The organism is Nostoc sp. PCC 7524, from assembly GCF_000316645.1.
Lineage (GTDB): Bacteria > Cyanobacteriota > Cyanobacteriia > Cyanobacteriales > Nostocaceae > Trichormus.
This window is the reverse complement of the sequence record NC_019684.1, coordinates 3,106,350-3,131,648: the sequence shown is the minus strand read 5'-3', so window position 1 is coordinate 3,131,648 and position 25,299 is coordinate 3,106,350. Positions and strand designations below refer to the sequence as shown.

15 protein-coding genes, 1 tRNA gene and 3 pseudogenes are annotated in these 25,299 nt (G+C 42.4%); 8 read left to right on the top strand and 11 right to left on the bottom strand.

All coding sequences use genetic code 11. The features are described 5' to 3' along the window. Positions 1 to 104 precede the first annotated feature (104 nt). The 3 genes from NOS7524_RS12490 to NOS7524_RS12480 all read right to left on the bottom strand — a co-directional run bounded on the left by NOS7524_RS12490 (position 105) and on the right by NOS7524_RS12480 (position 5,271). Positions 105 to 1,346: a DUF4912 domain-containing protein gene (locus NOS7524_RS12490; RefSeq protein WP_015138842.1), complete on the bottom strand. Its 1,242-nt coding sequence runs from the start codon at positions 1,344 to 1,346 to the stop codon at positions 105 to 107. A gap of 527 nt (positions 1,347 to 1,873) precedes the next feature. Beyond that, complete coding sequence (locus tag NOS7524_RS12485) at positions 1,874 to 2,863, bottom strand: AEC family transporter (protein WP_015138841.1); 990 nt, start codon at positions 2,861 to 2,863, stop codon at positions 1,874 to 1,876. Between the two features lie 104 nt (positions 2,864 to 2,967). Continuing rightward, positions 2,968 to 5,271 carry an IMS domain-containing protein gene (locus tag NOS7524_RS12480; protein ID WP_015138840.1) on the bottom strand — a complete coding sequence of 768 codons (2,304 nt, stop codon included), beginning with the start codon at positions 5,269 to 5,271 and terminating at the stop codon, positions 2,968 to 2,970. 719 nt (positions 5,272 to 5,990) lie between these two features. Between NOS7524_RS12480 and pdhA the strand changes: the two genes are divergently transcribed. The 4 genes from pdhA to fba all read left to right on the top strand — a co-directional run bounded on the left by pdhA (position 5,991) and on the right by fba (position 9,699). After that, positions 5,991 to 7,025, top strand: coding sequence for a pyruvate dehydrogenase (acetyl-transferring) E1 component subunit alpha (gene pdhA, locus NOS7524_RS12475; RefSeq protein WP_015138839.1), 1,035 nt, complete (start codon positions 5,991 to 5,993; stop codon positions 7,023 to 7,025). A gap of 98 nt (positions 7,026 to 7,123) precedes the next feature. Beyond that, positions 7,124 to 7,993, top strand: a complete 870-nt coding sequence (locus tag NOS7524_RS12470; protein WP_015138838.1) for an aldose epimerase family protein — start codon at positions 7,124 to 7,126, stop codon at positions 7,991 to 7,993. A gap of 60 nt (positions 7,994 to 8,053) precedes the next feature. Further along, positions 8,054 to 8,125, top strand: a tRNA-Lys gene (locus tag NOS7524_RS12465). Between the two features lie 494 nt (positions 8,126 to 8,619). Then, the gene (gene fba, locus NOS7524_RS12460) at positions 8,620 to 9,699 is read left to right on the top strand and encodes a class II fructose-bisphosphate aldolase (protein ID WP_015138837.1); all 1,080 of its coding nucleotides are present in this window, start codon (positions 8,620 to 8,622) and stop codon (positions 9,697 to 9,699) included. A 236-nt stretch (positions 9,700 to 9,935) separates the two neighbouring features. On the opposite strand, the gene NOS7524_RS12455 is transcribed toward fba, so the two are convergent. From NOS7524_RS12455 to NOS7524_RS12440, 4 genes are all read right to left on the bottom strand, one after another. Continuing rightward, on the bottom strand, positions 9,936 to 10,268 hold the full coding sequence (locus NOS7524_RS12455; RefSeq protein WP_015138836.1) for a DUF5615 family PIN-like protein: 333 nt from the start codon (positions 10,266 to 10,268) through the stop codon (positions 9,936 to 9,938). Continuing rightward, on the bottom strand, positions 10,261 to 10,578 hold the full coding sequence (locus tag NOS7524_RS12450) for a DUF433 domain-containing protein (protein WP_015138835.1): 318 nt from the start codon (positions 10,576 to 10,578) through the stop codon (positions 10,261 to 10,263). Before NOS7524_RS12450 ends, NOS7524_RS12455 begins: the two co-directional genes overlap by 8 nt. 27 nt (positions 10,579 to 10,605) lie before the next feature. Beyond that, complete coding sequence (locus NOS7524_RS12445) at positions 10,606 to 12,945, bottom strand: WD40 repeat domain-containing protein (RefSeq protein WP_015138834.1); 2,340 nt, start codon at positions 12,943 to 12,945, stop codon at positions 10,606 to 10,608. Between the two features lie 378 nt (positions 12,946 to 13,323). Further along, a complete protein-coding gene (locus NOS7524_RS12440; protein ID WP_015138833.1) occupies positions 13,324 to 13,713 on the bottom strand; it encodes a hypothetical protein in 390 nt (129 codons plus the stop codon). Between the two features lie 203 nt (positions 13,714 to 13,916). On the opposite strand from NOS7524_RS12440, the pseudogene NOS7524_RS12435 reads away from it, so the two are divergent. The 4 genes and pseudogenes from NOS7524_RS12435 to NOS7524_RS12425 form a co-directional block, all read left to right on the top strand. Then, positions 13,917 to 15,077: pseudogene (locus NOS7524_RS12435) on the top strand (ATP-dependent helicase); the annotation flags it as partial. Positions 15,078 to 15,416: 339 nt separating this feature from the next. Continuing rightward, positions 15,417 to 15,575 carry a hypothetical protein gene (locus tag NOS7524_RS30005; RefSeq protein WP_171815336.1) on the top strand — a complete coding sequence of 53 codons (159 nt, stop codon included), beginning with the start codon at positions 15,417 to 15,419 and terminating at the stop codon, positions 15,573 to 15,575. A 99-nt stretch (positions 15,576 to 15,674) separates the two neighbouring features. Next, positions 15,675 to 17,681: pseudogene (locus tag NOS7524_RS12430) on the top strand (DEAD/DEAH box helicase); the annotation flags it as partial. 5 nt (positions 17,682 to 17,686) lie between these two features. After that, positions 17,687 to 18,526 (top strand): SWIM zinc finger family protein, encoded by an 840-nt coding sequence (locus tag NOS7524_RS12425; RefSeq protein ID WP_015138832.1) that lies wholly within the window; start codon positions 17,687 to 17,689, stop codon positions 18,524 to 18,526. Between the two features lie 79 nt (positions 18,527 to 18,605). Here the strand turns inward: NOS7524_RS12425 and recR are convergent. The 4 genes and pseudogenes from recR to NOS7524_RS12405 form a co-directional block, all read right to left on the bottom strand. Further along, positions 18,606 to 19,202, bottom strand: a pseudogene (recR, locus tag NOS7524_RS12420) (recombination mediator RecR); the annotation flags it as partial. Between the two features lie 180 nt (positions 19,203 to 19,382). After that, positions 19,383 to 20,465 carry a photosystem II q(b) protein gene (gene psbA, locus NOS7524_RS12415; RefSeq protein ID WP_015137045.1) on the bottom strand — a complete coding sequence of 361 codons (1,083 nt, stop codon included), beginning with the start codon at positions 20,463 to 20,465 and terminating at the stop codon, positions 19,383 to 19,385. Positions 20,466 to 20,669: 204 nt separating this feature from the next. Next, positions 20,670 to 22,169 carry an MBOAT family O-acyltransferase gene (locus NOS7524_RS12410; protein ID WP_015138830.1) on the bottom strand — a complete coding sequence of 500 codons (1,500 nt, stop codon included), beginning with the start codon at positions 22,167 to 22,169 and terminating at the stop codon, positions 20,670 to 20,672. 74 nt (positions 22,170 to 22,243) lie between these two features. After that, positions 22,244 to 25,243, bottom strand: a complete 3,000-nt coding sequence (locus tag NOS7524_RS12405; protein ID WP_015138829.1) for a DUF1574 family protein — start codon at positions 25,241 to 25,243, stop codon at positions 22,244 to 22,246. Between the last annotated feature and the right edge of the window lie 56 nt (positions 25,244 to 25,299).

The following is a 25,299-nucleotide window of genomic DNA, read 5'->3' as shown; positions in this document are numbered from 1 at the left end:
TTTCTCCTCTATCCTGTCACCTATCACCTGTCACCCTTCGGGTTCACCGGTCGCTCATGGGGGAAACCCCCAAGACCGCGCCGGCTCACCTGTCACCTGTCACCTTAAGACAGCCACTCTAAAACAGCTTCTTCCTTAGTATTGGTATTACGAGATGGTGTTTCACGATTAAACTTCATGTGGATTGAGCGTGTTTGCTCACCATCAGCTGCAACAGCCAAAATGGGGTAATCAATTAAACCATCCTGGAAGGACATCTGGAAGCGGAATGTACCATCGGGATTCAGTTTGATGGGACGACCGCCGATTGTTACGGTAGCATCAGGTTCAGTAGCACCGTAGACAATCAACTCCGCATCAGCAATTAACCAGAACTGACGAGGACGCATTGGTACGGCGGAAGCAGAGAAGCCTACACCTGACATTCCCACACCGGACATTGTTAAGCCGGAAACGGTGGGAACTGCCCACATACCTACACCAGAGGGGAAGACATAGGAGCTGATAGCTTGTTCGGGACGGACAGAACCAGGTACGTGCTGCATAGAACCGAACAGAGAACCTGCAACCCGTTGTGCTTCGGCGGACTCTGCCATACCAAAGATTTGTTCGTAGATGGGGTTGCCATTTGCACCCACTGCGGCGGTTTTTTTGGCGGGGGGAACGAGTTCGTAAAGGGTTTTGCCGCGTAAATCTTCCTCAAAGTTGACGGTGATGAAGACATCTTCAATCCAGTCAGAAGGATAAACAGGCGGAATGTGAACGCGAGCTGAACGAGCTAGTACCAACCAACGACCATCAAAGGTACGATAACCGATATCGAGTACGTAATCGCGATCGCTCACAGGAATTGGTATATACCATTCCCTAGCTAGTTCATCAGCAGGATACTCTTGGATGCTGTGGGGGCTTTGGTATTCCAGATTGATGTCGGTAACGTCATAAATCCGCAACGCCAGTTGTTGTCCACCTTGGCGGCGCAACTCTTCTTTATGATCATTAGGAACATCCCAGTAAGCATAAGCCCATTGGGGATCACGCGGTAAAAGCACAATTCGACTATCGCCGTAACCACCTGGTAAATCTGCTAATCCTTCATCAACATCAGCCAGAGAGCCACCAGTACGGTCATCTTGACCTAATTCAAATTTTGCTGCTTCCACGGTTTCCTGTGCCTCCAGTGAACGAGATGGGGTAAGTGATGCTTTGTTGCGCTGGACTTCTTGAATTGCTGCTAGTAATTGTGATTTACGCATCCGGCTATAGCGAGAGATGCTACATTCGCTGGCAACTTTACGTAATTGCCGTAATGTCATCTCTTCTAGCGGTGGGCGTTCTTTCGCCATGATTTTGGCCTCCAGTCGTTTGAAAGGTAAATGATTTCTCTGGGTTAATGAATGCTTGATTAAATTTTGATTAGTCCCAGATGAATTTCTTATTCCTGACTCCTGGTTTTGCCCAGTGTGTTTTTTAGTTAGTCTTTTGTTAAAAGAGGTCACTCCCTTTCAATTTCTTACTCATGCCAAAATCAGCACTTTGGGATCAGAGGAGTCACTTGTTACTAAGTTGTTAAATGAATATTAACTATTAACCCTCGGTAGGGATCAAGGGGTGTCAACAGGCTTTTTTGCCTATTTCACGAACTTATCAGCCCTTCTGGGATCAATTTGTTATGTTTCCATGACATAACGAGTTTGAATAAGGGTATTTATATCAAGATTTCATGACATTTCCGAAATAGGGTATCGGGCATAGGATTTTTCTCCCCCTGCCTCCCCTGCCTCCCCTGCCTCCCCTGCCTCCCCTGCCTCCCCTGCCTCCCCTGCCTCCCCTGCCTCCCCTGCCTCCCCTGCTCCCCTGCTCCCCTGCTCCCTCACCCAAAAACCTGAATCCACAAAGGTAGAACCAGGAGTAACAAAACTGTGGAGAGGATAATGCTGCTGACAATCAAATCACGGTTGAGGTTGTACTCCTCCGCTAAAATCACACCAGCAAAGGCTGAGGGCATTCCCGACATGAGAACCATTGCCAAGCGGCGATCGCCTGATAATCCCAAACACAAAGTTGTCAGTAAACCCACCAGCAGGGGTGTAATGACAACTTTGAGAACACTGGGGATCAAGGCCAGTTGCAAATTTTTCCACCTTTGCAGTTGAGCCAAACGAATCCCAGTCAATAAAAAAGCTGCTGCAATTACCACATTCACAGAACCTTGGAGTCCTGACTCTAAAACTTCTGGGAGTTTTACCTGTTGGGTGAGCGTACCAATCACAAAACCCCACAAAGGCGGTACTGTCAAAAGATCCCACAGTTGCATCCACCAGCGATTTGTAGAGCGTGCATGGCTAAAGTAACTGGCAATTAATACTCCTACTCCGTAGGGGCCAATGACATTGTGAGTAATGCTGTAAATAACAGCCCAATTGAGTGCATCAATTTTGATTAAATAGGGTGCGATCGCTAAACCGACAAAACCAGTATTCCCCAAAACAGCCGCCAACAAAAAACTGCCTTTAGTGGCAGAGTCAAGCACCGATTGAGAAACTGATTCCCCTAAATCCGGTTTGAACAAACGGGGCAAAATATATTCCCATCCCCACCACACCAGCAAAGCCATCGCTAAACCCAGCAGCAATGTCCCTACAGTAACCAACGAAGCTACTATCGGGAAACCTTCTACTCCACCCAATTCATTTTGATTGTCTTGACGAGCCAGTGCCACTAATTCCAACGGCACACCAACCCAGTAAAGACTACGCCCTAAGAGTTTTGGCAACCAATGCGGTAAAAATCTAAAAATCAATAACCCCAAACCCATCCACAGAATGAGGGGTGTATAAGCATGAACCAGAGATTCCGCCATTAATCTTAATAATCATTTAACTAATATCAATTTTAAAAATAATTCCCACAGATGGATTAAATAAATTAATGGCTCTTGTAGAGACGCGATTCAACACATCTCTACTAATTGACAACGGCTGACATACCTTGAATGCGCCACAGGTTTTGTTGTCGAACTAATTCATAGCGGACACGTAGACTTTCGTCAGCCGTCTTTCTCAATTGTCCATTTTCGTAGAATTGGGTAATTTCCCTAACCGCAGCGCCCACTACAGCACGATTGGGGTCTGTTTCAAATTTATTGACATATTCCACCTTAACGCTGTGGTCATACAGCCGATAGTGGTTTTGCGCTCTAACTTGTTGGGCAACCAGTCGCCATTGCGACAGCGCAGAACCAGTTAAAATCTCTTCTAAACCGCCAAGTTCATGGTTAGGGCCTAGGGCTGTGGCTTTGGTAGATAGCCAAGATTGAATCACTTCCCCAGCAGTTACTTCTGTTAGCACCCCATCTGCTGGTTGTAATGGACTGTTGCCATCAGGAATAGTAATTGGCGGTTCATTGAGTTGAATCGATAATTGTTTACCTTGCAAAACAGGTGCAGGGAAAAACAGATTTTTGACGAAACCAAAAGTCGTTGAGACTAACACCCAGAAAACCAAAATTCCCGCTAAAGACATAAATACAGTCCACACTAATCGGGTTCTCCGGTTGAGAGTGTGTCTTGGTTGTGGGCGAGTCCGTCCTTGCTTGACACCTTCAGAGGGCTTGCGTCTCTTACGCTTAGTAGTTGGGCGTGTTGCAGTGGCTGGAGATTTGTGATTTACAGGATGAGTGGCTTTAGCTGTACGTTCCATACCAGAAAGCCTCACCGCAGAAGTTTCTGGTTGTGGTGTGCCAGTGTAAGGAGGTATGGGAGAAGTATTTTCTCTGGTTGGCTGAGGATGGGGAGATTCTAGCCTGCTGTGATTGCGGGTTGCTGGCAACTCTGGATCAACCGTTTTATTGTGATAAAACTGTCGATTCCTCCCACTGGGATGATTGATCTGTGGTGGTTGAGAAAAGGACTGACGATTAATGACATTCCATTCATTCGTTGTTTCTGCATCATTGGGCAGAGCTTCCAGGTAAGCTTGTACTTGCGGGTTAGCAAAATAATCTTTGAGGGATGCTTGTTGCCCAGCTAAATCGCGAAAATGGGGAAATACTTCCGTTTGTAACCATTGTTCAGTATAAAGGCACAAACCCGGCAATAAATCCGGAGAATCTTGTGATTTTTCCCGAATCAAAGCTAAAGCCTCGTATTCCTGGCTCAGTTCTAAAACACGGGTGGCTTCTTCCGTTTGCCCTAGTAGCAGCGCACATAAAGACTGTTCTAAATGTACATCTTGCCGCTTCGCTAAACGCATGAGCATTTGCTTGGCATGACGAATTAAGGCTGGTTGGCGGTGGGTAAATCCCCGTGCAATGGAGGCATAAACAGCCAAGTAGGTAGCAACAGCTGAAGGACGCTTGCTTTCTGCTTCAAACAGCTTGTGTTGTTCGGCAACTGTTAAGTATTTGCGTAGTTGCTGGATGAATCGGAGAAAATCATCTATGTTGAGACCTGATTCATCATTGCCAGTGCCGTCAATACCACCGCGATCGTCTAGAATGCTTTGTAATAGTTCTAGACCTTGATGGCGTTCGACAGTCTTATCTTGAGGCAGTGCTAATAGTTCTAAAATCCGATATGGGCGTAACTTGTAAAGGTCAGCCTGGATTTCTGCCTGGACGCTGGTGAATAGTCCTTCACTATAGAGCAATTCTAATCCGGCTTCTAAAGAGATAGCCGCATTTTCGTAATGCCCTTGTTGCCATTGCTCACGCCCTAGTTCTAAACAAGCCAGGGCAACAGTCAGCAGAATGTCTGGACGTTCAGCACTGTCGAGAAACTCTTCAGATGCTAGATGATTAACTGTTCTGGCTGTGGCTGCACCGTTTTGATTACCCAGGTAGTTACGACCTAGTTTCAGTACAAGTTCGTACTCTCCTAGCTCTTGCAGGATTAATAAAGCACCAACTAACTCCTCTGAGGCAATTTCGATGCTGAGATTTTGGGCATCAAAATGACTATTATTACCATGTGACCTCTGTTCCACTGCTACTTGAGTAGTAGTAGTGTCTGGGTCGTAGGCGTGAGCTAGATACAACTGGTTGTAACTGCTACGTTCTTTGGGATCTGATAAAACCACGTAAGCTTCTTCTATAAGTTGTTTACGGGAAGCAATTGCTGCGTGAGAATACTCGCGTCGCGGTAGTTGGACAATGCGATCGCTATACGCTTGCCGCAATTGCTCATCACTTGCCGCTAACGGTAGTCCTAAAATTCGGTAGTAATCGAGCGGAATTCGCACAGCCTGCTTCCCCTGCACCGTGATCAACATAATTCACCTAGAGTATCCAGGCGTGTAAAACCGTGCCGGACTTACACTACAAGTGTAGATTGCAACAATTAGTTTTGTTGCTTCCCAAAATGTGAGTCACATTTTAGTCCCAACATTTTGATTTCGCCTAGAAAGTGGTGATATTTTGTCTTATTTCTTAGTATTTTTCCTGGCAATAAATGTTATCAGTTTTTGAGCATACAAAACCTAACTACTATTGCTTAGTAGTACAAGTGTTGTACTCACTACAAGTTATAATTAACTTTCCTTTAGAGGAATCCCTGTATACCGAGTTAAAGATGCACTGCTTCTTAGGATAGATGCTGATTACATAAAGAGCAAGAGATTATCATAATTAGAACTTTCTTACAACTATATAGATATATACTTCTAATGAAGAATTTTCGGGGCGATTTTCTCTAAATTGTTCATGGATATGCAGAAACTAAGCTACCCTAAGTGATAGCCTAAGAAATGAAGTAGAAATTAAGAAGACTCAGAGAAAGAATGTTGTGATTAGGGTGAGATAATCATATAAATTTGGGTCAAAAGTGACAAATTCATCCATTTTCTTCTGACTCTTCCCTAGAATTGGTTCCGGTGCATAAACAATGGTGGTTGGCTCTAGCAAAACTTCACTAAGAAACAGCAAAATTGCTCAGAGAACAACCTATTTAAAATGGTAAATTTCGATTTTAGGACAGGAATACTAAAAAATAATGGTTCAAGAACGTACATTACCTAAATTTGATACTGCCACAGCCCAGATCACCAAAGAAGAAGGGTTACTGTTATACGAAGACATGATTTTAGGGCGTTTCTTTGAAGACAAGTGCGCCGAAATGTACTACAGAGGCAAAATGTTTGGTTTTGTCCACCTGTATAACGGACAAGAAGCAGTTTCTAGCGGCGTAATTAAAGCCATGCGCCCTGGTGAAGATTATGTCAGCAGTACCTACCGTGACCACGTTCATGCTCTGAGTGCGGGAGTACCAGCAAGAGAAGTCATGGCAGAATTATTCGGCAAAGCCACAGGTTGCAGTAAAGGGCGCGGTGGTTCCATGCACATGTTTTCTGCCGAACATCGCTTACTTGGTGGCTATGCTTTCGTAGCGGAAGGTATTCCCGTAGCGGCTGGCGCAGCTTTTCAAAGTAAATACCGCCGGGAAGTCTTGGGTGATCCCAAAGCCGATCAAGTAACCGCTTGCTTCTTTGGTGATGGCGCTGCTAACAACGGGCAGTTTTTTGAAACTCTGAATATGGCAGCCCTGTGGAAATTGCCAATTATTTTTGTAGTAGAGAATAATAAATGGGCGATCGGGATGGCACACGATCGCGCTACCTCCGATCCAGAGATTTACAAAAAAGCCAGCGTGTTCAACATGGTGGGCGTAGAAGTAGATGGTATGGATGTACTAGCAGTACATTCTGTAGCCCAAGAAGCAGTAGCTCGCGCCCGTGCTGGAGAAGGCCCCACCCTCATCGAAGCCCTCACCTATCGCTTCCGGGGTCACTCCTTAGCAGATCCAGACGAACTGCGAAGCAAAGATGAAAAAGAATTCTGGTTCTCCCGCGATCCCATCAAAAAACTAGGTACTTATCTTGTAGAGCAGAACCTAGCAGATGCAGCAGAACTCAAAGACATTGAGCGCAGGATTCAGGCAGTAATCGACGATGCTGTGAAATTCGCCGAAAGCAGCCCTGAACCAGATCCTAGCGAATTGTATCGCTTCATCTTTGCAGAAGACGAGTAGAAGAAGCAGAGGCGCAGAGGAGCAGGGAGAAAAGGGGACAGTTTCCCCCCTTGCGCCCTGCACCCTGCCCCATGCCCATACCCATGAGGACTAATCTTGTGTTTAGCATTGCCATTCAACAGCAACAGTACAAAACCTACATCCTTTCTGATGAAACAGCAGGCTCTCATTTAGAGATAGTTCCAGAACGCGGTGGGATTATTACCCGTTGGCAAGTTAAGGGCGAAGAAATTCTCTACCTAGACGCTGAACGCTTTGCTAATCCAGAGTTGAGTGTCAGAGGTGGGATTCCGATTTTGTTTCCTATCTGTGGTAACTTACCTGAAAATACCTACACTCTCAACGGCAAGCAGTATATCCTCAAACAACATGGATTTGCCCGCGATTTACCTTGGCAAGTAATCGAGCAGACAACGACGAATAAAGCTACCCTCACCCTTGTTCTCAGCAGCAACGAGCAAACCAAGGCAGTTTATCCGTTTGATTTCCAACTCTTATTCACCTATGAACTCCAAGGAAATACTCTCGAAATTCGGCAGCAGTATCACAACCTGTCATCTACACAGTTACCTTTTTCTATAGGCTTTCATCCTTACTTCCTGACTGGGGATAAAAATCAGCTAGAGTTTGCTATTCCCTCCCAGGAGTATCAAGACCAGAAAAGCAAAGAAATTCATCCCTTTAACGGTAATTTTGACTTTAACCGCGATGAAATTGATTTTGCTTTTGGGCAGATTACCAGTCAGTCTGCTAGTGTGACAGACAATAGCCGCCAGTTGAAACTGACCCTAGACTCAGACGATATCTTTTCCATGTTGGTATTTTGGACATTACAAGGTAAAGAGTTCTATTGTCTCGAACCTTGGAGCGCACCCCGCAATGCTCTCAACACTGGTGAAAAGTTGACTGTGCTTGAACCGGGGGCTAGTCACACAGCATCTGTGAGATTAACGGCAAATTTTTTCTAGATACCCCTTTACAAATCCCCAGATATTAGTGCTATAATAGCGAAGTTGCGAAAACAATGTGGGTCGCTAACTCAACGGTAGAGTACTCGGCTTTTAACCGATTAGTTCCGGGTTCGAATCCCGGGCGACCCATAAAATCATAAATAACCCATAGGCAAGGGTGATGAAAGACTGAGTTTGGATTCAAGCCCTTATGTTTGCCTGATCTACTGAAAACCTCTCCTATCGATAGGATAGGAGCAAAAGCTGAGTTGGTTTGATTTAGAACAGGGTGAATATTTAGAATTCATACCAGATTTATTACAAGGGAATATGCAGGATGTATTGACTGTTTTAAAATCAGTCTTACAAATAGCTGAACAAGCAGCATTTGTCCAGAAACTCACACATTGAGTAGACTATTTGGAATATTAGACTACCAAAGCATCTACCTGTGACGTAGCACACTGTACAGTAGTCTAGGTCAAGTATAGGGCATCTTGATGAGTAACAGCGTAAACTTTTTCAACATAAACACCCCACAGTAGTTATAATTTCCTATAAGTTGAAAAAACTCTTAAGATTAGCGTAAAGATTACGCTTGTCTCACGCCGACTAGCTAAAAATCATTATTAGGAGGACTATCTATGGCGCTGGTACCAATGCGGCTGTTGTTGGATCACGCGGCTGAGAACGGTTACGGCATCCCAGCTTTTAACGTTAACAACCTGGAGCAGATTCAGGCAATTATGAAGGCGGCTGAAGAGACAGATAGCCCCGTCATTTTGCAAGCTTCCCGTGGCGCGCGTAACTATGCAGGTGAAAACTTCCTGCGCCACCTGATTTTGGCTGCGGTAGAAACCTATCCTCACATTCCCATTGTCATGCACCAAGATCATGGCAATGCTCCTTCTACCTGCTACTCAGCTATCAAGAACAACTTCACTAGCGTAATGATGGATGGTTCTTTGGAAGCTGACGCTAAAACCCCTGCTAGCTTCGAGTACAACGTTAACGTTACCCGCGAAGTTGTAAATGTAGCTCATGCCTTGGGCGTAAGTGTAGAAGGTGAACTCGGTTGCTTGGGTTCTCTGGAAACCGGTGCAGGTGAAGCTGAAGATGGACATGGTTTTGAAGGTACTCTTGACCATTCTCAACTGTTAACTGACCCCGATGAAGCTGTTAGCTTCGTAGAAGCAACCCAAGTAGATGCTTTGGCTGTAGCTATTGGTACAAGCCACGGTGCTTACAAGTTTACCCGCAAACCCACCGGCGAAATTTTGGCTATCAGCCGCATTGAAGAAATTCACCGTCGTCTACCTAACACCCATTTGGTAATGCACGGTTCTTCCTCCGTTCCTGAAGATTTAATCGCTTTGATTAACGAATTCGGCGGTGCGATTCCTGAAACCTATGGTGTACCTGTAGAAGAAATCCAAAAAGGTATCCAGAGCGGTGTACGTAAAGTTAACATCGACACCGACAACCGTTTGGCTATCACTGCGGCTGTGCGCGAAGCTTTAGCAAAAGCTCCCAAGGAATTTGACCCCCGTCACTTCCTCAAGCCTTCTATTAAATATATGCAGAAGGTTTGTGCTGAACGCTATGTACAATTCGGCACTGCTGGTAATGCTAGCAAGATTAAGCAAGTTACTCTCGAAGATTTTGCTGCTAAGTATGCTAAAGGTGAACTTAACGCTGTCACCAAGGCTGCTGCTAAAGTTTAATTTTAGTCAAAGATAAATAGGGGCAATTATTTGCTCCTGCAAAATTTTTGATATTCATATCAATCAACCGGGAAATTGTCAAGTCTCCCGGTTTTTTGTAGGGTGAGTGATAGTTTTTAGTGGCTAAATTTTCTGTTCAATGCTTGTCTCTAAAAAACCTATATCCTAGAGGGATAAATTAGGTCGTTGATTCTCTCATCTATTGATACATTAGAAACAACAGTAATCGCCTACCTTTATAAATATTCTAAATGATTCTGTATTTCTTCAGAATCTATTACTTCCCAAATTAATATTAAACCTTGTAAAATTTTTCCAATAGATTTACTTGTTTGTGGACAGTAAATAATACCTCGATGAGAACAACCTGCGTAATGTAGTCTCAGAAAATCAGTATCTTGGGTAAAAATCACTCTATTTTCAGAAATCGCAAATTCTAATTGTTGTTCGTCAGATATTCCGATCATTCCTTTCTCTGGAGTAGTGGTCACATCAATACCACGTCTTCGTAATCCATTTGCTATGGCAAGAGTTATATTTTCATCTAAATGAAATTTAATCTTAGCCATGCTGACGATGTTTTAGTTTTTGTTGTAATAATGATGGATTTTGTTCTTGCAGTTGACGAGCAAATTCTTCATCTGTAGCAATTTGTTGGCGAATTTCTTCTTGATGATCATGATAATAAGCTAAGGCTGCATAAACATCAGCTAGGCTAATACTAGGATGATGATAAAGAATTTCATCGGGTGACATTCCCATTTTTTCATGCCAGATCACAATATCTTGAACTCTGATGCGATGTCCGGCAATTCTGGGTTTTCCTCCACACACACCAGGCGTAATCTCGATGTGTTCTTTAATGATGGGAATAAACATGATGTTTTTTGTCAGAGTTATTTTAGCTCATTGTATTTTATCTATTTGCCAAATTTTGATGGTTTGATCGGAACTCCCACTGGCGAGAACCTTACCATCAGGACTTAGAGCAATAGTGTTGATTTTTTCGGAATGTCCAGTCAAAGTTTGTACAGCTTCACAGTTAGAAATTCGCCAGATTTTAATGGTTGTATCTGCACTGCTACTAAAGAGGGTTTGTCCATCAGGACTCACGGCTAAGGATGTGATTTCGTCGGTGTGTTCTGTTAAGCTGTAAAGCAATTTACCTGTAATTAAGTGCCAAATTTTGATGGTGGTGTCTGCACTACCACTAAATAGTAACTGACCATCTGGACTCATAGCGATCGCTTTAACATCACCAGCATGACCGACAAGTGTGCGTAAAGGATCACCTGTGCGGGGATTCCACAGTCGGATTTTAGTGTCGGAACTCCCACTGGCCAGGATTGTACCATCGGGGCTGATCGCGATCGCATGAACTGCTGAAGAATGCCAAAGGGTGCAAATGCGATCGCCTTTATGCAAGTTCCAAAGTTTGATTTTGTTGCTACCACTTGCTAAAATCTGTCCATCTGGGCTGATAACTACGACATTGACGGGTTTTTGATGCCCTAGGAGGGTATGGATGAGTTTACCTGTCTTTAAATCCCAGACTTTGACGTTACTTCTAGGATGTTCGCAACTCCCCACAGCTAGGAAATCACCGTTAGGACTAACGGCGACTGATGAAACTTCTCCCAAATTCCCGGCTATGGTCTTGATAAAGTTACCATCATTAAGATTCCAGATGTTGATATTTTGATCTGTACACCCACTGACTAGAACTTCACCTTCCGGACTAATAGCAACAGATGTGACTCTACCTGAATGACCTTTGAGGGTATAACCCAAACTGGGAGCTTCTAAGGTACGCTTGTGTTTGAGATGGGCGATCGCTACTAATAATTTCTCCACATCCAGAATACTCTGGCGATCGTTAACAGCGAGGAAATATGCCTTTAACTTGTGTACATATTCCTCATCTTCAACTCTGATAGCTGATTGCATCGCCTCTAGGGGATTAGCAAATTCATGGCGTGAAACTCGATGCAAATCTAACCAGGTATTGATGGAATAATTAATTTGTTCTTGTGACCATGAGCGATCGGGTAAATGAGCTAAACTCTGGGCTAATTGTAAGGCTAGCTCTGGAACCCAGTAAAGACGCTCTTTTTCCAAAGCTTGGTAAACTTGCTTGTAACCCATAGCAATGGCTTGCACTGATTGCAAGTCAAAAGCATCTTTAAGTAAGCTTGGTAGTAACTCTGGCAGTAAGGGGGGTACATCATGATGAACCAGATGATAAATATCTGCTACCCATGCAGCTACTAGACGATGACAAGTAATTAATACTTGACCAAGTTGCTCAAAATCTTGGTGATTTACTTGATATTTTAACCCTAACTTACTAATATCAATTCCCTGAGCTTGCCATTTCTCTGCTTTCTCTAAAATGGCTAAATTTACTACATTATCTTGACCAAATTTGTTGATTTCTGCGATATCTTCCCCTAAAGCTAATAAATTATCGCGGATTTTTTTCCATTCCAAAGCTCTATTCTTAGCGGATTGCTGAATAATTTCTCTGTAGTTTATTCTAGAAATTGTTTTATAGTAGTAATTTGTTTGACCTAAACCCCAATAAGCAATGCGAAAATTTAAATAATCGCCATCATTTTCTGATTCTAAAATTAAAACTGGCTCTGTTTTTAACATTCCAAACAGAGCCTTGATACTAGATTCACTATGAAACCGCTTACTATCCCAAGCTCCTGCTAAAAATTCTATAGGACGCATGGGATGATGGAGGGAGTAGTTGTTGTTGATAAACTCCCTGATTCCTTCTGCTAACATTAGCTCAATACCAGCAGTCTCTTCATGTTTGTGGTCAAATTCATCAAATTTCACTTGTGGAGGCGCAAGGAAAATTTTTAGTGGTGTGCGACCATAACCAACATGAGATTCTAAAATTTGTGAAGGATATAGCCTTAAAGGCCAACTATCAAGAATTTTATTGACTTCTGGTAATTTAAGAGCCGTATCTCTTTCTTGTTTTGCTACTTCTAATAGTGTCTCTCGCTGATAAGCTGACAATTGCTGTTGCAAGAGTTTTTCTTGCTCAAACCCTGTCTCTACAGTTTTTTTAGGTGTGACAGTATCAGCAATTTCAATAAATGTTTGAATCGCTTGAGGAATTTGATATTTAGTGATATCTAGACTTTCGTCTGTTCTTTTGTTGATCAGAGCAACAATTACAGGTGCAAACTCTACCACTAATTGAATCAGTAGCTTTAACCCTTGCTCCATAAGGAGATTCCTGTGACATCAATAACTTTAATACTTTGCTTTCAACCTCAGTATTAGTTAGTCCCTGGACATAACTGATACAATCCATTTCAATTTCAATACTTTTGCCATCTATCTAAAGTTATCTCTAGATATGGCCTATCCTACTACTTGCAGGAGTCTTTTTGCCATAAAAGTTGATTTTAAAAAAATTGTAGTCACAAAAAAAAGAGCGAGATATAGCATTTGCTTTTTATCCTGCTCTTTTGTTGATTAACAGCTAATTTTCCTAGACGGGGAATGATTTAGATTAACCTTGGGGATTGGGATTAGCTTGGTGAAATAAAGATACCAAGGGCTTGATTTTGTCAATAACTAAGCAACATTTATAGTTAATATTTAGAATCTAATTCCTAACTGTCCATTGACTCCCCGTACAGAATTATAACCAGCACCGACGAAGAAGCGATCGCCTGCACCCATCTGTACACCACCAGACAACGCTACGCCTTTATCTTCAGAATAGTATCCCACTCCCACATAAGGGGAAACCACTGGCAACCGCAGAAATCTCAGCACATCTACCCCTGTGGCACCATCGGGGCCTACACCTAACTCTACACCCAAATTTAACGCTCTGGCTCCCACTGCATATGTTGTATCCCCATCTTTCCCTCCGACTGAAACCCAAGGTTGAGGGATGATTTGCGCCGCAGCTGGATTGGGAGCAAATAAAGCTAAACATCCTAATGATGTGATGATTGATTTGGCAATAATTGCTCTGTTCATGCTGACTCCTCACTACCTACCAAGTTGATACAAGGGAGTGACTAACCCAGATGTAAAAAAGTTTCTATCTTTTGCAGAATAGAATACGGTTTTTGATAGAGTAATCAACAAGTACAAACTTTTCTGGAAATTCCAGAGATAAAAAATTTTTAACAACATCACCTCACCCTTAACTAAGGGTGAGGATTCCAACGGAGGTTGAGATGAAAGTCCTTCATGGCTCGTGGATACCAAACACATCTGCGGATTTTGTGCAGTCGGGTGCATTTTATCTATGGGTAGAAACTCCTATCACGAAAAAAAGCCGTAATCAATCACAGGTTCACCCAGGACATCTATCTTCAGAGGCATTAATCTCTTTTTTAACTCAAGTTTTGGGCATTAAAGACCCTGAGTTTCAATTAAAACAACGTATATCTTCCCAATATTTTGCTTTACCAACTGCAAATAATCAGCCGTTACCTTCCCCAGAATTAATCAAGTATCTAGAAGTAGAAATTCCTGAAGAATATGAAGATTTTCGATATTGGCAGGTGACTTGTTATGAGACGGTTAATACTAATAAATCAGTAACAGCAATTAATATTATTAGATTACTCAAGGATATTCATTTTTTGGCTCTGTATAATCCTAATGAATTTCAACTAGGGTCAGATTTATTATTTTGGTATCATTACACGCAAGCCTTTAGACAAATAATTATTAAAGACCAATACATTCCATCTCTAAAATATAAAAATATAGAAACTGCTACAACTAAGAGAAAAACTAAACAAACACCCACACCAGCCTTTGAAATATATGCTGGCTGGGAAATTATCTCGGAACAATATGAAGCAAATATCCAAAAATATATTGAATATATGCCACTGATTTGTGTGGCAGGTAATAGCAATCCAGGCGATAAATTAGAATTTTTTAATCAGGAAACTCTCTTACGTCACTTCTCAGAATATCTCCTCAATAATTTAGTGACTAAGACACCCTCAACCGCAGCATTTGACAAAAAAATTGAGGATTCTCTCATTTACTATTGTCTTTATCCTCAAAAGCACAACCCACTCAAAACTAATACTGCGCTGCAAGAGTATCAGCAATGGTTGGCATGGAAAAATAGAATTACTCGTAGTCAAGCTGACTCACCATTTCATCTCTGTTTCCAGTTGCATTCTCCCCCATCTGACCAAATCGACAATTGGCAGATGCAATTTTTAGTATCCAGTAAAAAAGACCCTTCTTTAAAGTTGGCTTTAGGAGATTACTGGACAATGAATCAAAAAACTAAAACAGGTTTATACAAAGAATTTGGTAAGGATTTTGATACTAATTTACTGCTGAATTTAGGTTATGCAGCACGGATGTATCGTGACATACTCCCACACTGATGCAAGCATACAGTGTGGGCTTCTCATCCAATCCAGCTATTGCTTCTCCTGACGGAGACGCTACGCGAACGGAGGCGATGAGCTTTGTTTTGAGTCCACGAGATGCCCCTCCGCAGACTTGAACAAGTACAAAAATGTTCAATCCTTTGTACTGTCAGAGTTTTACCTACCCACAGAAGCGACAAACAAATGTCTGTTACTGGGTAGAACCCCATACTCTGAGTTGTCAAGGTTCGGCGCACAGGAAGCGGTTAGCTATTAATTTGATTAAACCTGTACGACTTAAGTATATCATGGTTACGGTGATTTGTCGTAATTATGTCAAGAAAACACAGGGTTGAAACAAGACTTAACGACAGGGAATTGGGACTTTTAAAAGAGTTCGCAGAGACTCTGGATATCCCGATGTCTGAAGCGTTGAGAACCTTAGTCCAAAGTTTGGCGATTCGTCGCCCACCCCACTCCCTCAACGAGTGATAGTCGTTATTGGTCGGGGGTGGGACTCCTCACCGCCCTGCCATTCATCTCATCACTTCCGCTATTGCGGTAAGTGAGAGGCTTCTGTCAGTTCAAGCTAAACTTTGGCAAGGGTTAGAAACGGACTCTCCCACGGGAATGCGGCTAACTTTAGATGAGGCGTTTGATTTCCTCAAAGATAGTGCTTGGGTGTTGGAAGACTCAGGATTTAAGGTTATTGTCCCAGCTTGGTATACTCCGGCTGGTCGTCGCCGTGCGAAAATTCGCCTCAAAGCTTCCAGTGGGAAACAGGCTGCAACTAAGGGGGAAAGCAAAAGCTATTTTGGTTTAGACTCCCTGGTACAGTATCAGTATGAGTTGGCAATTGGTGAGCAAACTGTCACACCTCAAGAATGGGAACAATTGATTAATGCGAAAGCTCCCTTAGTGCATTTTCGCGGTCAGTGGATGGAATTAGACCGAGATAAAATGCAGCAGTTACTAGAATTTTGGCAGTCTCACGGTGATGAACAGCCGGAAATGAGTTTGTTGGAATTCATGCAACGCAGTGCGGAAGCGGGGGAAGAATGGGAAATTGAATATGATGCGGCTTTATCGGAAATTATGGCGAAGTTGCAAGATAAAAGTCAGCTTGAGCCGATTTCTGAAGATTTAAATTTGCAAGGCAACCTGCGAGAATATCAAAAGCGGGGTGTAGCTTGGTTGCAATATTTAGAGAAATTGGGATTAAATGGCTGTTTAGCCGATGATATGGGACTGGGTAAGTCCGTACAGGTAATTGCAAGATTAGTACAGGAGAAAGATAGCCAAAATTTCCCATTACCGACATTATTAATCGCGCCAACTTCCGTTGTGGGTAACTGGGAAAGAGAAATTGCCAAGTTTGCACCCCATTTAAAAACTATGGTGCATCATGGGAGCGATCGCCTGCAAGACTCTGCGGAGTTTAAAGCCGCCTGTCAACAGCATGATGTGGTAATTAGCTCCTTTACTTTGGCGCGCAAAGATGAAAAACTCCTGGGTAGTGTGAAATGGCAACGTCTAGTTTTAGATGAAGCGCAAAATATTAAAAATCCCAAAGCGGCACAAACCAAAGCTATTCTCAAACTCTCAGCCAAACACCGTCTCGCTTTAACCGGTACACCAGTCGAGAACCGCTTACTTGATTTGTGGTCAATTTTTAATTTTCTCAATCCTGGTTACTTGGGGAAAGAAGCACAATTTCGCAAATCTTTTGAAATTCCCATCCAGAAGGACAACGACAAGGTAAAATCAACTACCTTGAAGAAATTAGTTGAACCGTTAATTTTACGACGGGTAAAAACAGACCAATCAATTATTAAAGACTTACCGGATAAAGTTGAACAAAAACTCTACACCAACCTCACCAAAGAACAGGCTTCATTATATGAAGTGGTGGTGCGAGATGTGGAAGAGAAATTACAAAAAGCTGAGGGAATACAACGCAAAGGCTTAATTCTCTCCACCTTGATGAAATTGAAACAGATTTGCAACCATCCCAGACAGTTCCTCCAAGATAATAGCGAATTTTTACCGGAGCGATCGCACAAACTTTCGCGCTTAGTAGAAATGGTAGATGAAGCGATTTCGGAAGGCGAAAGTCTTTTAATATTTAGTCAATTTACAGAAGTCTGCGAACAAATAGATAAATATCTCAAACACAACTTACATTGCAATACCTACTACCTACATGGAGGTACAAGTCGCCAACGTCGGGAACAAATGATTAATGACTTCCAAAATCCCGATACAGAAGCATCTGTATTTGTTCTTTCCTTAAAAGCTGGCGGTGTTGGTATTACTTTAACTAAAGCCAATCACGTCTTTCATTTTGACCGTTGGTGGAATCCAGCCGTTGAAGACCAAGCCACAGACCGCGCTTTTCGGATAGGTCAGAAAAAGAATGTGTTTGTACATAAATTTGTCGCACTTGGCACTTTAGAAGAAAGAATTGACCAAATGATTGAAGATAAGAAAAAACTTTCTTCCGCCGTCGTTGGTAGTGATGAATCGTGGCTGACAGAATTAGATAACGAAGCCTTTAAGAAACTAATTTCCCTGAATAAAAGCACAATTATGGAGTAGTTATTATGAATAAGTTTAGCAGAACTTGGTGGGGCGATCGCTTTATTAAAGCATTAGAAGATTTTACCGATGATGGTCGCCTGCAAAGAGGACGTTCCTATGCTCGTGGTGGGAAAGTTAAAAGTTTTGAAATCGATAAAAATATCATCACTGCTCAAGTTAGAGGTTCAGTTAATCCCTACTTTGGAGTTTACAAAGAACCCACATATAACATAGTCATTGAAATTACCCCCATTGCCAAAGCTCGCTGGAATGAAGCCATCAAAAATCTTTCTGCCAAAGCTAGTATTGTTTCCCGTTTATTACTGAACGAAGTCCCCGAAAATATTGAAGAAACTTTCTCCCAAATGGGATTACACTTATTACCCCATTGTAGTAAAGACTTCAAAACCAAATGTTCTTGTCCAGATTATGCTAACCCTTGTAAGCACATAGCCGGAGTTTATTATTTAGTAGCTTCCCAACTCGATAACAACCCCTTTTTACTATTTGAATTGCGGGGACTGGCCAAAACAGAACTACAAGCCAAACTTGCTGATTCACCTTTAGGTAAAGCACTATCCACCGTCTTAGATGCACAAGAATTAACTATTGAACCCAGTCAATCTTTTTACACCAAACCAGAAAAACAGACTCTCAGCGACAAGCCAAACTTAAGAGAATATTGGCTAGGTACAAAACGTTTACCATCTACAATTGAAGTCACCAACGATAGCGGAGTCTCAGCAATTTTAGTCAAAAAAGAAGGTGACTTCCCAGCCTTCTGGCGCAAAGATAATTCTTTCATTGAGACAATGGAAGAACTTTATCAACGAGTTAAAAATAAGAATCAGAATTTAATGTAAATCTCACGCAGAGGCGCAGAGAGAAAACATACTCCGCGTACCTCCGCGTGAACTCCGCGCCCCTCTGCGTTAAAACACTCTAATCCAACTCTCTTCTTCCTTCCAAAGCCCTCGCCAAAGTCACCTCATCAGCGTATTCCAAATCACCGCCCACAGGTAAACCAAAAGCAATGCGCGTCACCTTCGTAAATGGCTTAAGTAACTGTCCCAAATATAATGTCGTAGTTTCCCCCTCAACACTAGGACTAATCGCCATAATCACTTCTTGCGGTTTCTGCTGACTTACCCGCCTTACCAAAGCTTGCACATTCAACTGTTCTGGGCCAATACCATCTATAGGAGAAATCACCCCACCCAAAACATGATATTTACCCCTATACTCACGGGTTTTTTCCAGCGCAATCACATCACGGGAATCAGCTACTACACAAATAGTCTGATTATCACGGTTGGGGTTACGACAAATTTCACAAACAGGTTCAGCCGACAGATGAAAACAAACAGAACATAAACCCACTTGTTTTTTCGCATCAATCAAAGCTTGCGCCAAAGCCTCGACTTCCGCTTCCGGACGCTTCAAAATATGCAAAGCCAATCTCTGGGCAGATTTGGGGCCGACTCCGGGTAGGCGTTGCAACTGTTCAATTAATCTTGCTAAAGGACGTGCGTAAACCGTAGTCGTATCTCCAGAATGCTTAGTTTATACCTTAACTATCATGCCATTTTTAGCAGGGTTTGTAGTAAGGACTTTAGTCCTCACGCTTTTCAGGACTAAAGTCCTTACTACGAACTTAATCAAAAGCAAAAAGCGTCCCTCAGAAAGAGGAACGCTTTTTATTTAGCTAAAGCTTGAAGATTAGCCGTTGATTGCAGGTGCAGTTAAAGCAACAGGAGCAACTTCACCAGCAGCCAAGTCTAAGGGGAAGTTGTGAGCGTTACGCTCGTGCATTACTTCCATACCCAAGTTAGCGCGGTTGATGATATCAGCCCAGGTGTTGATAACGCGACCTTGGGAGTCAATCACGGATTGGTTGAAGTTGAAACCGTTCAAGTTGAACGCCATTGTGCTGATGCCCAATGCGGTGAACCAGATGCCTACTACTGGCCATGCAGCCAAGAAGAAGTGCAAGGAACGGCTGTTGTTGAAAGATGCGTATTGGAAGATCAAACGACCGAAGTAGCCGTGGGCTGCAACGATGTTGTAGGTTTCTTCTTCTTGACCGAATTTGTAACCGTAGTTTTGAGATTCGGTTTCGGTGGTTTCACGCACCAAGGAGGAAGTTACCAAGGAACCGTGCATTGCAGAGAACAAGCTACCGCCGAATACACCAGCCACACCTAACATGTGGAAGGGGTGCATCAGGATGTTGTGTTCTGCTTGGAACACGATCATGAAGTTGAAGGTGCCGGAGATACCCAAGGGCATACCGTCAGAGAAGGAACCTTGACCGATGGGGTAGATCAAGAATACTGCTGTAGCAGATGCCAAAGGTGCAGAGTATGCTACGCAGATCCAAGGACGCATACCTAAGCGGTAGGACAATTCCCACTGACGACCTAGGTAGCAAGCGCAACCGATCAAGAAGTGGAAAATTACCAATTGGTAAGGACCACCGTTGTACAACCACTCATCTAAGGAAGCTGCTTCCCAGATGGGGTAGAAGTGCAAACCGATAGCGTTAGAAGAAGGAACAACTGCACCAGAGATGATGTTGTTTCCGTAGATTAAAGAACCTGCAACTGGTTCGCGGATACCATCGATGTCTACTGGAGGTGCAGCGATGAAGGCGATGATGAAGCAGGTGGTTGCAGCTAGCAGGGTGGGGATCATTAACACGCCGAACCAACCGATGTAAATCCGGTTGTCGGTGCTGGTGATCCACTCGCAGAACTGCTCCCATACATTGGCGCTTTTGCGCTGTTGTAAGGTTGTGGTCATTTTTTTATGATTGCTTGGAATGTTTACCAAATGAATTAGGCGTGTAAAATTAACGCCTGTCTCATAAACTTTACATCTATTTACGCAATTTCAATAAACAAAGTTCTTATGTATTGCCAATCTATTAATTAGATTTACTTATAAAATAATACTCATTACAGATTGTGTGTTGACTGAATATGTTCAATAAACTACTTGCTGTGATTAAAAATCGAAGTAAATATAAGGAAGGCTGCCCTCTGGAGCAAATAACCAGACAGCGTAGAGAAATAGAGGCACAAATACCAATTTTAGAGGCCAGTTCAAGTCTAGCTTGAGTCTACCTTTAAAGATATAAGTTATACCCATGAACATAGCCAAAATTCCCATCATCCAAGCAATTTGATTGGGGCTAGTATTCAGGGCTTCAATATAGACTTTTTGATAAAACTGGGCATCAGCAGTCTGTCCCCAAAGGTGCTGAAATACCCAAGAAGAGTCTTGCAAGTTTGGCAGACGGAACCAAATCCAAGATGTGAATACCATCAATTGGGTTAATAGCCAAGCAATAACTACACCTAGAGGATTTTGCCAGAATAGCTCTAATTTTTCATAGCGATCGCTCACGACATCAGTCAATCGATGCACCACCAAAGCTAAACCGTGATACACACCCCAAACAATAAAACCCCAAACAGAGCCGTGCCAAATCCCAGCGATGAGCATGACAATAAATAGATTCCAGCAGGTGCGAATTAAACCTTGACGAGAACCGCCTAAAGGAAAGTAGACATAGTTACGTAACCAATCTCCTAAAGTCATGTGCCAACGTCGCCAAAATTCCGCAATGCTAGTGCTGAAGTAGGGAAAATCAAAATTTTCTGGTAGCACCAAACCAAACAGCAAAGCACTTCCACGGGCAATATCTACATAACCACTGAAATCTAAATACAACTGCAAACCATAGGCAAGAGTCGCCAGCCATAAGTCGTTGCTACCAGCCCGTTGTAGATTCCCAAAACATAAATCGACAAATACACCTAAATTATCTGCCAAAATCCCTTTTTTCACAGCACCTCTAGCAATTAACCACAATGCTTCTGACACTTGCTCAGTAGTGGGAAATTCTTGGACGTTAAATTGACTGGCTAGATTGTGATAGCGAGTAATGGGGCCAGAAATCAATTTGGCAAAAAATAATTTGTATGTGGCAAATTTGAGAAATTGATTGGTGGCAGGCGCACCACGATAGACATCTACTAAATAGGCAATACACTCAAAGGTGAAAAAAGAAATTCCCAAAGGAGCAATAATTTTTAAAGAGCCATCTAGCGAGTTAGTTGGCAAATCAAAAATTAATTTTAGTAACCCATTTATATATTTAAACGTTAATAAAATTACAACATTTATACCTATACCAAACCATAATAATTTCCAACGGCGGCGATTCCAATCTACATTAGCAAACTGCCATTCTTCATTAGAAATTTCCCATTCTTGATTATGTTTTCCTGGTGTAGTGTTTTTACCAATTTCTCTACCTAACTGAAAGTTAATAAAAGTGAGAGTTAATAGCAGTGGTACATATTGAAAGCTGAGGGATGCGTAGAATATCAGACTAGCAATTAGTAAAGTCCATAGCCGCATTTGCTGACGGACAAAAGACCAATAAATTCCTATAACACTCAGTAGAAAAATTCCGTAAATGATAGATATAAAGTTCATATTTTAGTTAATAGTTAATAATCATTAATTATTCTTCTTCTTCTATTTTTTCTATCCAATGCCCCATGCCTTATCTACTTCACTGGCCAGGAAATCATCGGGTCATTGGCTAGCTTTTGTGAAACTTCGTAAGCACCAAAACGGTTCAGGTGGCTGGGGTCAGAAAAGTAGTCATGGGCTTTTGGCCATAGTTCACTTAAATCTCGATAAATAAAGTTAGGAGTCGTGGCTAGTTTTAACATATACCTCTGAAATTCTTGCTCATGTGGGCGACGAAATGAATCTAAATATTCTGCTGTGAGGGGTAGATTAATAAAGACTAAAGGAATATTTTGAGATTGGGTAAACTGCAATAAATCTTGTAAAGCAGCGTCTTGTTCTCCCCCCATTTGAAAAGCTTTATAGTCGTTATCATATTTACCAGAAACTCTAGGATGTTTTTGATAGTATCTTGCAGGATGAAAGCGTACGGATAAAGGCAAGAAACCATCAAAATCTACTGCTTGTAATAAATTATTTTCATCTTCAGCATTATCTGTATTTGCCTGTATTGGTGATTGGTTATTTTGCGATTCACTCAATATCGGCAAAGACTCCAATTGTTTTTGGAGTAAAGCTTTAACATGGTTGCGGTTCTGATAGCTCAGGGAAACTGTAGCAAGAATTTGATTGAAAGATTGATTAAGAGCTTGATAGGGATTAATTTCTGGCTGGGGTGTGGTTTTCTCACTTGCAGCAGCATTTGCCTGAGTTGTTGCTGAGTCATCGCTACTGGGAGAAGTTTGTGCTTTCTGTAAGATATATTCATAACCTTTAGATGTAGCGATCGCTTTAAATGTTAAGTCGTCACGACCACTATTAAAAGCACGAGAACCGTCTGCCCACAAAATTAATTTGGGTAATTCTGATGGTTGTAAAACTTGACGAATCACAAAATCTACAACTTGGGCAGTTGCACCATTAATACCAAAATTAAATATGTCCACATTGGGATAACCTTGACGTGCTAAGGCTTTAGATAAAGCCATTGGATCAATTCCTCTCAGCGCACGGGAAGAACCGATAATTAACACGTCGGCAGGTTTACCCTTTCTGGCAATACGTTGTCTATATAAAGCTAGTTGCTCATCTAATTGCCTAACATTAAAGCTGGGCATGGAAGACCGCGCAGCTAACAAAATTGCTGTAGCACTTGCTTTTTTTCTTAAGGGTGCAGCGTTTAGATTTTTAGGCTGGCTGTCATCTTCTTGAGTAAAACCAGAAGCATTAAAGGTGGAATTTTTCTGCTGAGGATTACTGGTGAAAAATGCTGTTCTTTCGTTTTGCTGATCTCTCTCGTTTACAGATGAATTTTGCCCAGAAGATGATGGAGATACCACATTGTTACTTGGTAGAGTGCGAGTGACGATGTAACCCAAGATCCAATCAGTTTGCAAGGTCAGCAGTAAGCCTAGAGTACCCCAAACTAAGGCAACTTTAATTCCTTGAGCATCAGGAATTTGGCTGCCTGATTGATCACTTTCTGTAAATAGCTGGGTATGCAACAGCCATTTTTTGACTGTTGTAGTTGCAGTTGTTACCCAATCCCTCGCCACTTCGGTGACAAAACTGTGAACTTCTTCCGTAGTTAAGTCAGGACGTAAAATTGGTTCGTCGTTGTCTTGGGTGATTAATTCACTGACATATTCAGCCGTAGCGGCAAATTCTGGGGTAGCTTCTGGAACTAAGCGTTGGCGTTGGGCTAAATCTACGCCATGATGCCAAAAAGGTTCTTTATTACCAGCACGTCTACCATAAACCCTGACACCAGCAATCCCAGCAATATTTAATTGGCGAATAAACTGGGTAACTTTCGGCGCTACTTGTTTGCGACTGGGACAAATTGGTGCATCACACATAATGTGAAATAAATCATCTTTCCGCAGCAGCAAAACTCGTAATCCACCTGTTTTTAACTTGCGATCCAGATTAGGGTTAAGTAGGCGTTCTAGTAAGAAAATAATTGCCGGTTCATCACCGTCAGTTGCTAATTCTAAAGCTGGGATAGCCAAAGCTGGATATTCTTTAGCAGGTAAAGTCAGCCAATCAATCCATTCTGGTTGTTTATCGTCAGGGGTTTTCTGTCCGTAAACCGTAGCCGCCAGAATACCTTGGGGTGCGATCGCTTCCAGTTGTTGTGATATTTTTTCTAAACAAACTGCCTTTCCTGGGGCGCGGGAATCTTCTCCATTGGGAACAGCTGGTACACAAAAAATATGTAAAGTTGATTCTTGTAGAGAAACTTGGACATTAATTTGTAACTCTGATAATACTGCGGTTAACAGTCGGGCGATCGCCTGCACATCACCCCACCGCGCCCACTCTTTCAGCATCACCTCTGGCGGCGTTAAGTCAATTCGTAACCGCCACTCATGTTTTGTCTCACCAGTAATTTGGGAAACAATCACGGCATCTTTGTAGCCAGACAACTTCAACTGTCGCAATTGCTGGGCTACTGGTTCTGCCAACAAGGAAGGATCAGGACTATAACTCGACTGACAAAATATCCACAGACGATCAAATACAGCCGTATTACCGTCACTTAATTGGTGCTGCTTGACTTGTACCTGTACCGCCACCCCCATAGCACTTAGAGTTTCGCTGAGATAGCGGGCAATAGCATTAGGATCACCCCGGCGTGCCAAACTTTCATTAGAAATGATCAGCGCCCCTCCAGGGGCTTTAGCAGCGTCTTCTAATAAAGCCTGTTCTACCTGTTCTAAATGGCGTTCTAGTTGATTTAAGTAAACTTTATGACACCATTGGGGACGATATTCCCCTTTCTTTCGCCCGTAGACGAATACTTGGTATATTGAGGGTTGTTCGCTGCTTGTTAAGGCATCTAAGTTTGTTTGCTGGAGTGCATGAAGCAAGTCGGATAGAGTACGCCAGCGTTGAGGACACTCTGACCCTTCACACAGAATATGAAGGTCATTTCCCCGTAATCGGACTTTTACCCCGAAACTGTTAATCCCTGTTGCTTGGCTGACCCATTGCAATAAGGATTGCTGGCTATCTGATATTAATGTTTTCATGGGCAGTTAACTTTACAGGAAGTGATTGTTGGGGGATAGTGCCTGCACTTGTAAAC

Bases quoted from the DNA above. Each gene is read 5' to 3' on its own strand.
- NOS7524_RS30005 (WP_171815336.1), top strand. From the start codon at position 15,417: ATGTCAAGAAAACACAGGGTTGAAACAAGACTTAACGACAGGGAATTG.
- NOS7524_RS12445 (WP_015138834.1), bottom strand. From the start codon at position 12,945: ATGGAGCAAGGGTTAAAGCTACTGATTCAATTAGTGGTAGAGTTTGCA.
- NOS7524_RS12485 (WP_015138841.1), bottom strand. From the start codon at position 2,863: ATGGCGGAATCTCTGGTTCATGCTTATACACCCCTCATTCTGTGGATG.
- NOS7524_RS12410 (WP_015138830.1), bottom strand. From the start codon at position 22,169: ATGAACTTTATATCTATCATTTACGGAATTTTTCTACTGAGTGTTATA.
- NOS7524_RS12455 (WP_015138836.1), bottom strand. From the start codon at position 10,268: ATGGCTAAGATTAAATTTCATTTAGATGAAAATATAACTCTTGCCATA.
- fba (WP_015138837.1), top strand. From the start codon at position 8,620: ATGGCGCTGGTACCAATGCGGCTGTTGTTGGATCACGCGGCTGAGAAC.
- NOS7524_RS12480 (WP_015138840.1), bottom strand. From the start codon at position 5,271: ATGTTGATCACGGTGCAGGGGAAGCAGGCTGTGCGAATTCCGCTCGAT.
- NOS7524_RS12425 (WP_015138832.1), top strand. From the start codon at position 17,687: ATGAATAAGTTTAGCAGAACTTGGTGGGGCGATCGCTTTATTAAAGCA.
- pdhA (WP_015138839.1), top strand. From the start codon at position 5,991: ATGGTTCAAGAACGTACATTACCTAAATTTGATACTGCCACAGCCCAG.
- NOS7524_RS12490 (WP_015138842.1), bottom strand. From the start codon at position 1,346: ATGGCGAAAGAACGCCCACCGCTAGAAGAGATGACATTACGGCAATTA.
- NOS7524_RS12450 (WP_015138835.1), bottom strand. From the start codon at position 10,578: ATGTTTATTCCCATCATTAAAGAACACATCGAGATTACGCCTGGTGTG.
- NOS7524_RS12405 (WP_015138829.1), bottom strand. From the start codon at position 25,243: ATGAAAACATTAATATCAGATAGCCAGCAATCCTTATTGCAATGGGTC.
- psbA (WP_015137045.1), bottom strand. From the start codon at position 20,465: ATGACCACAACCTTACAACAGCGCAAAAGCGCCAATGTATGGGAGCAG.
- NOS7524_RS12440 (WP_015138833.1), bottom strand. From the start codon at position 13,713: ATGAACAGAGCAATTATTGCCAAATCAATCATCACATCATTAGGATGT.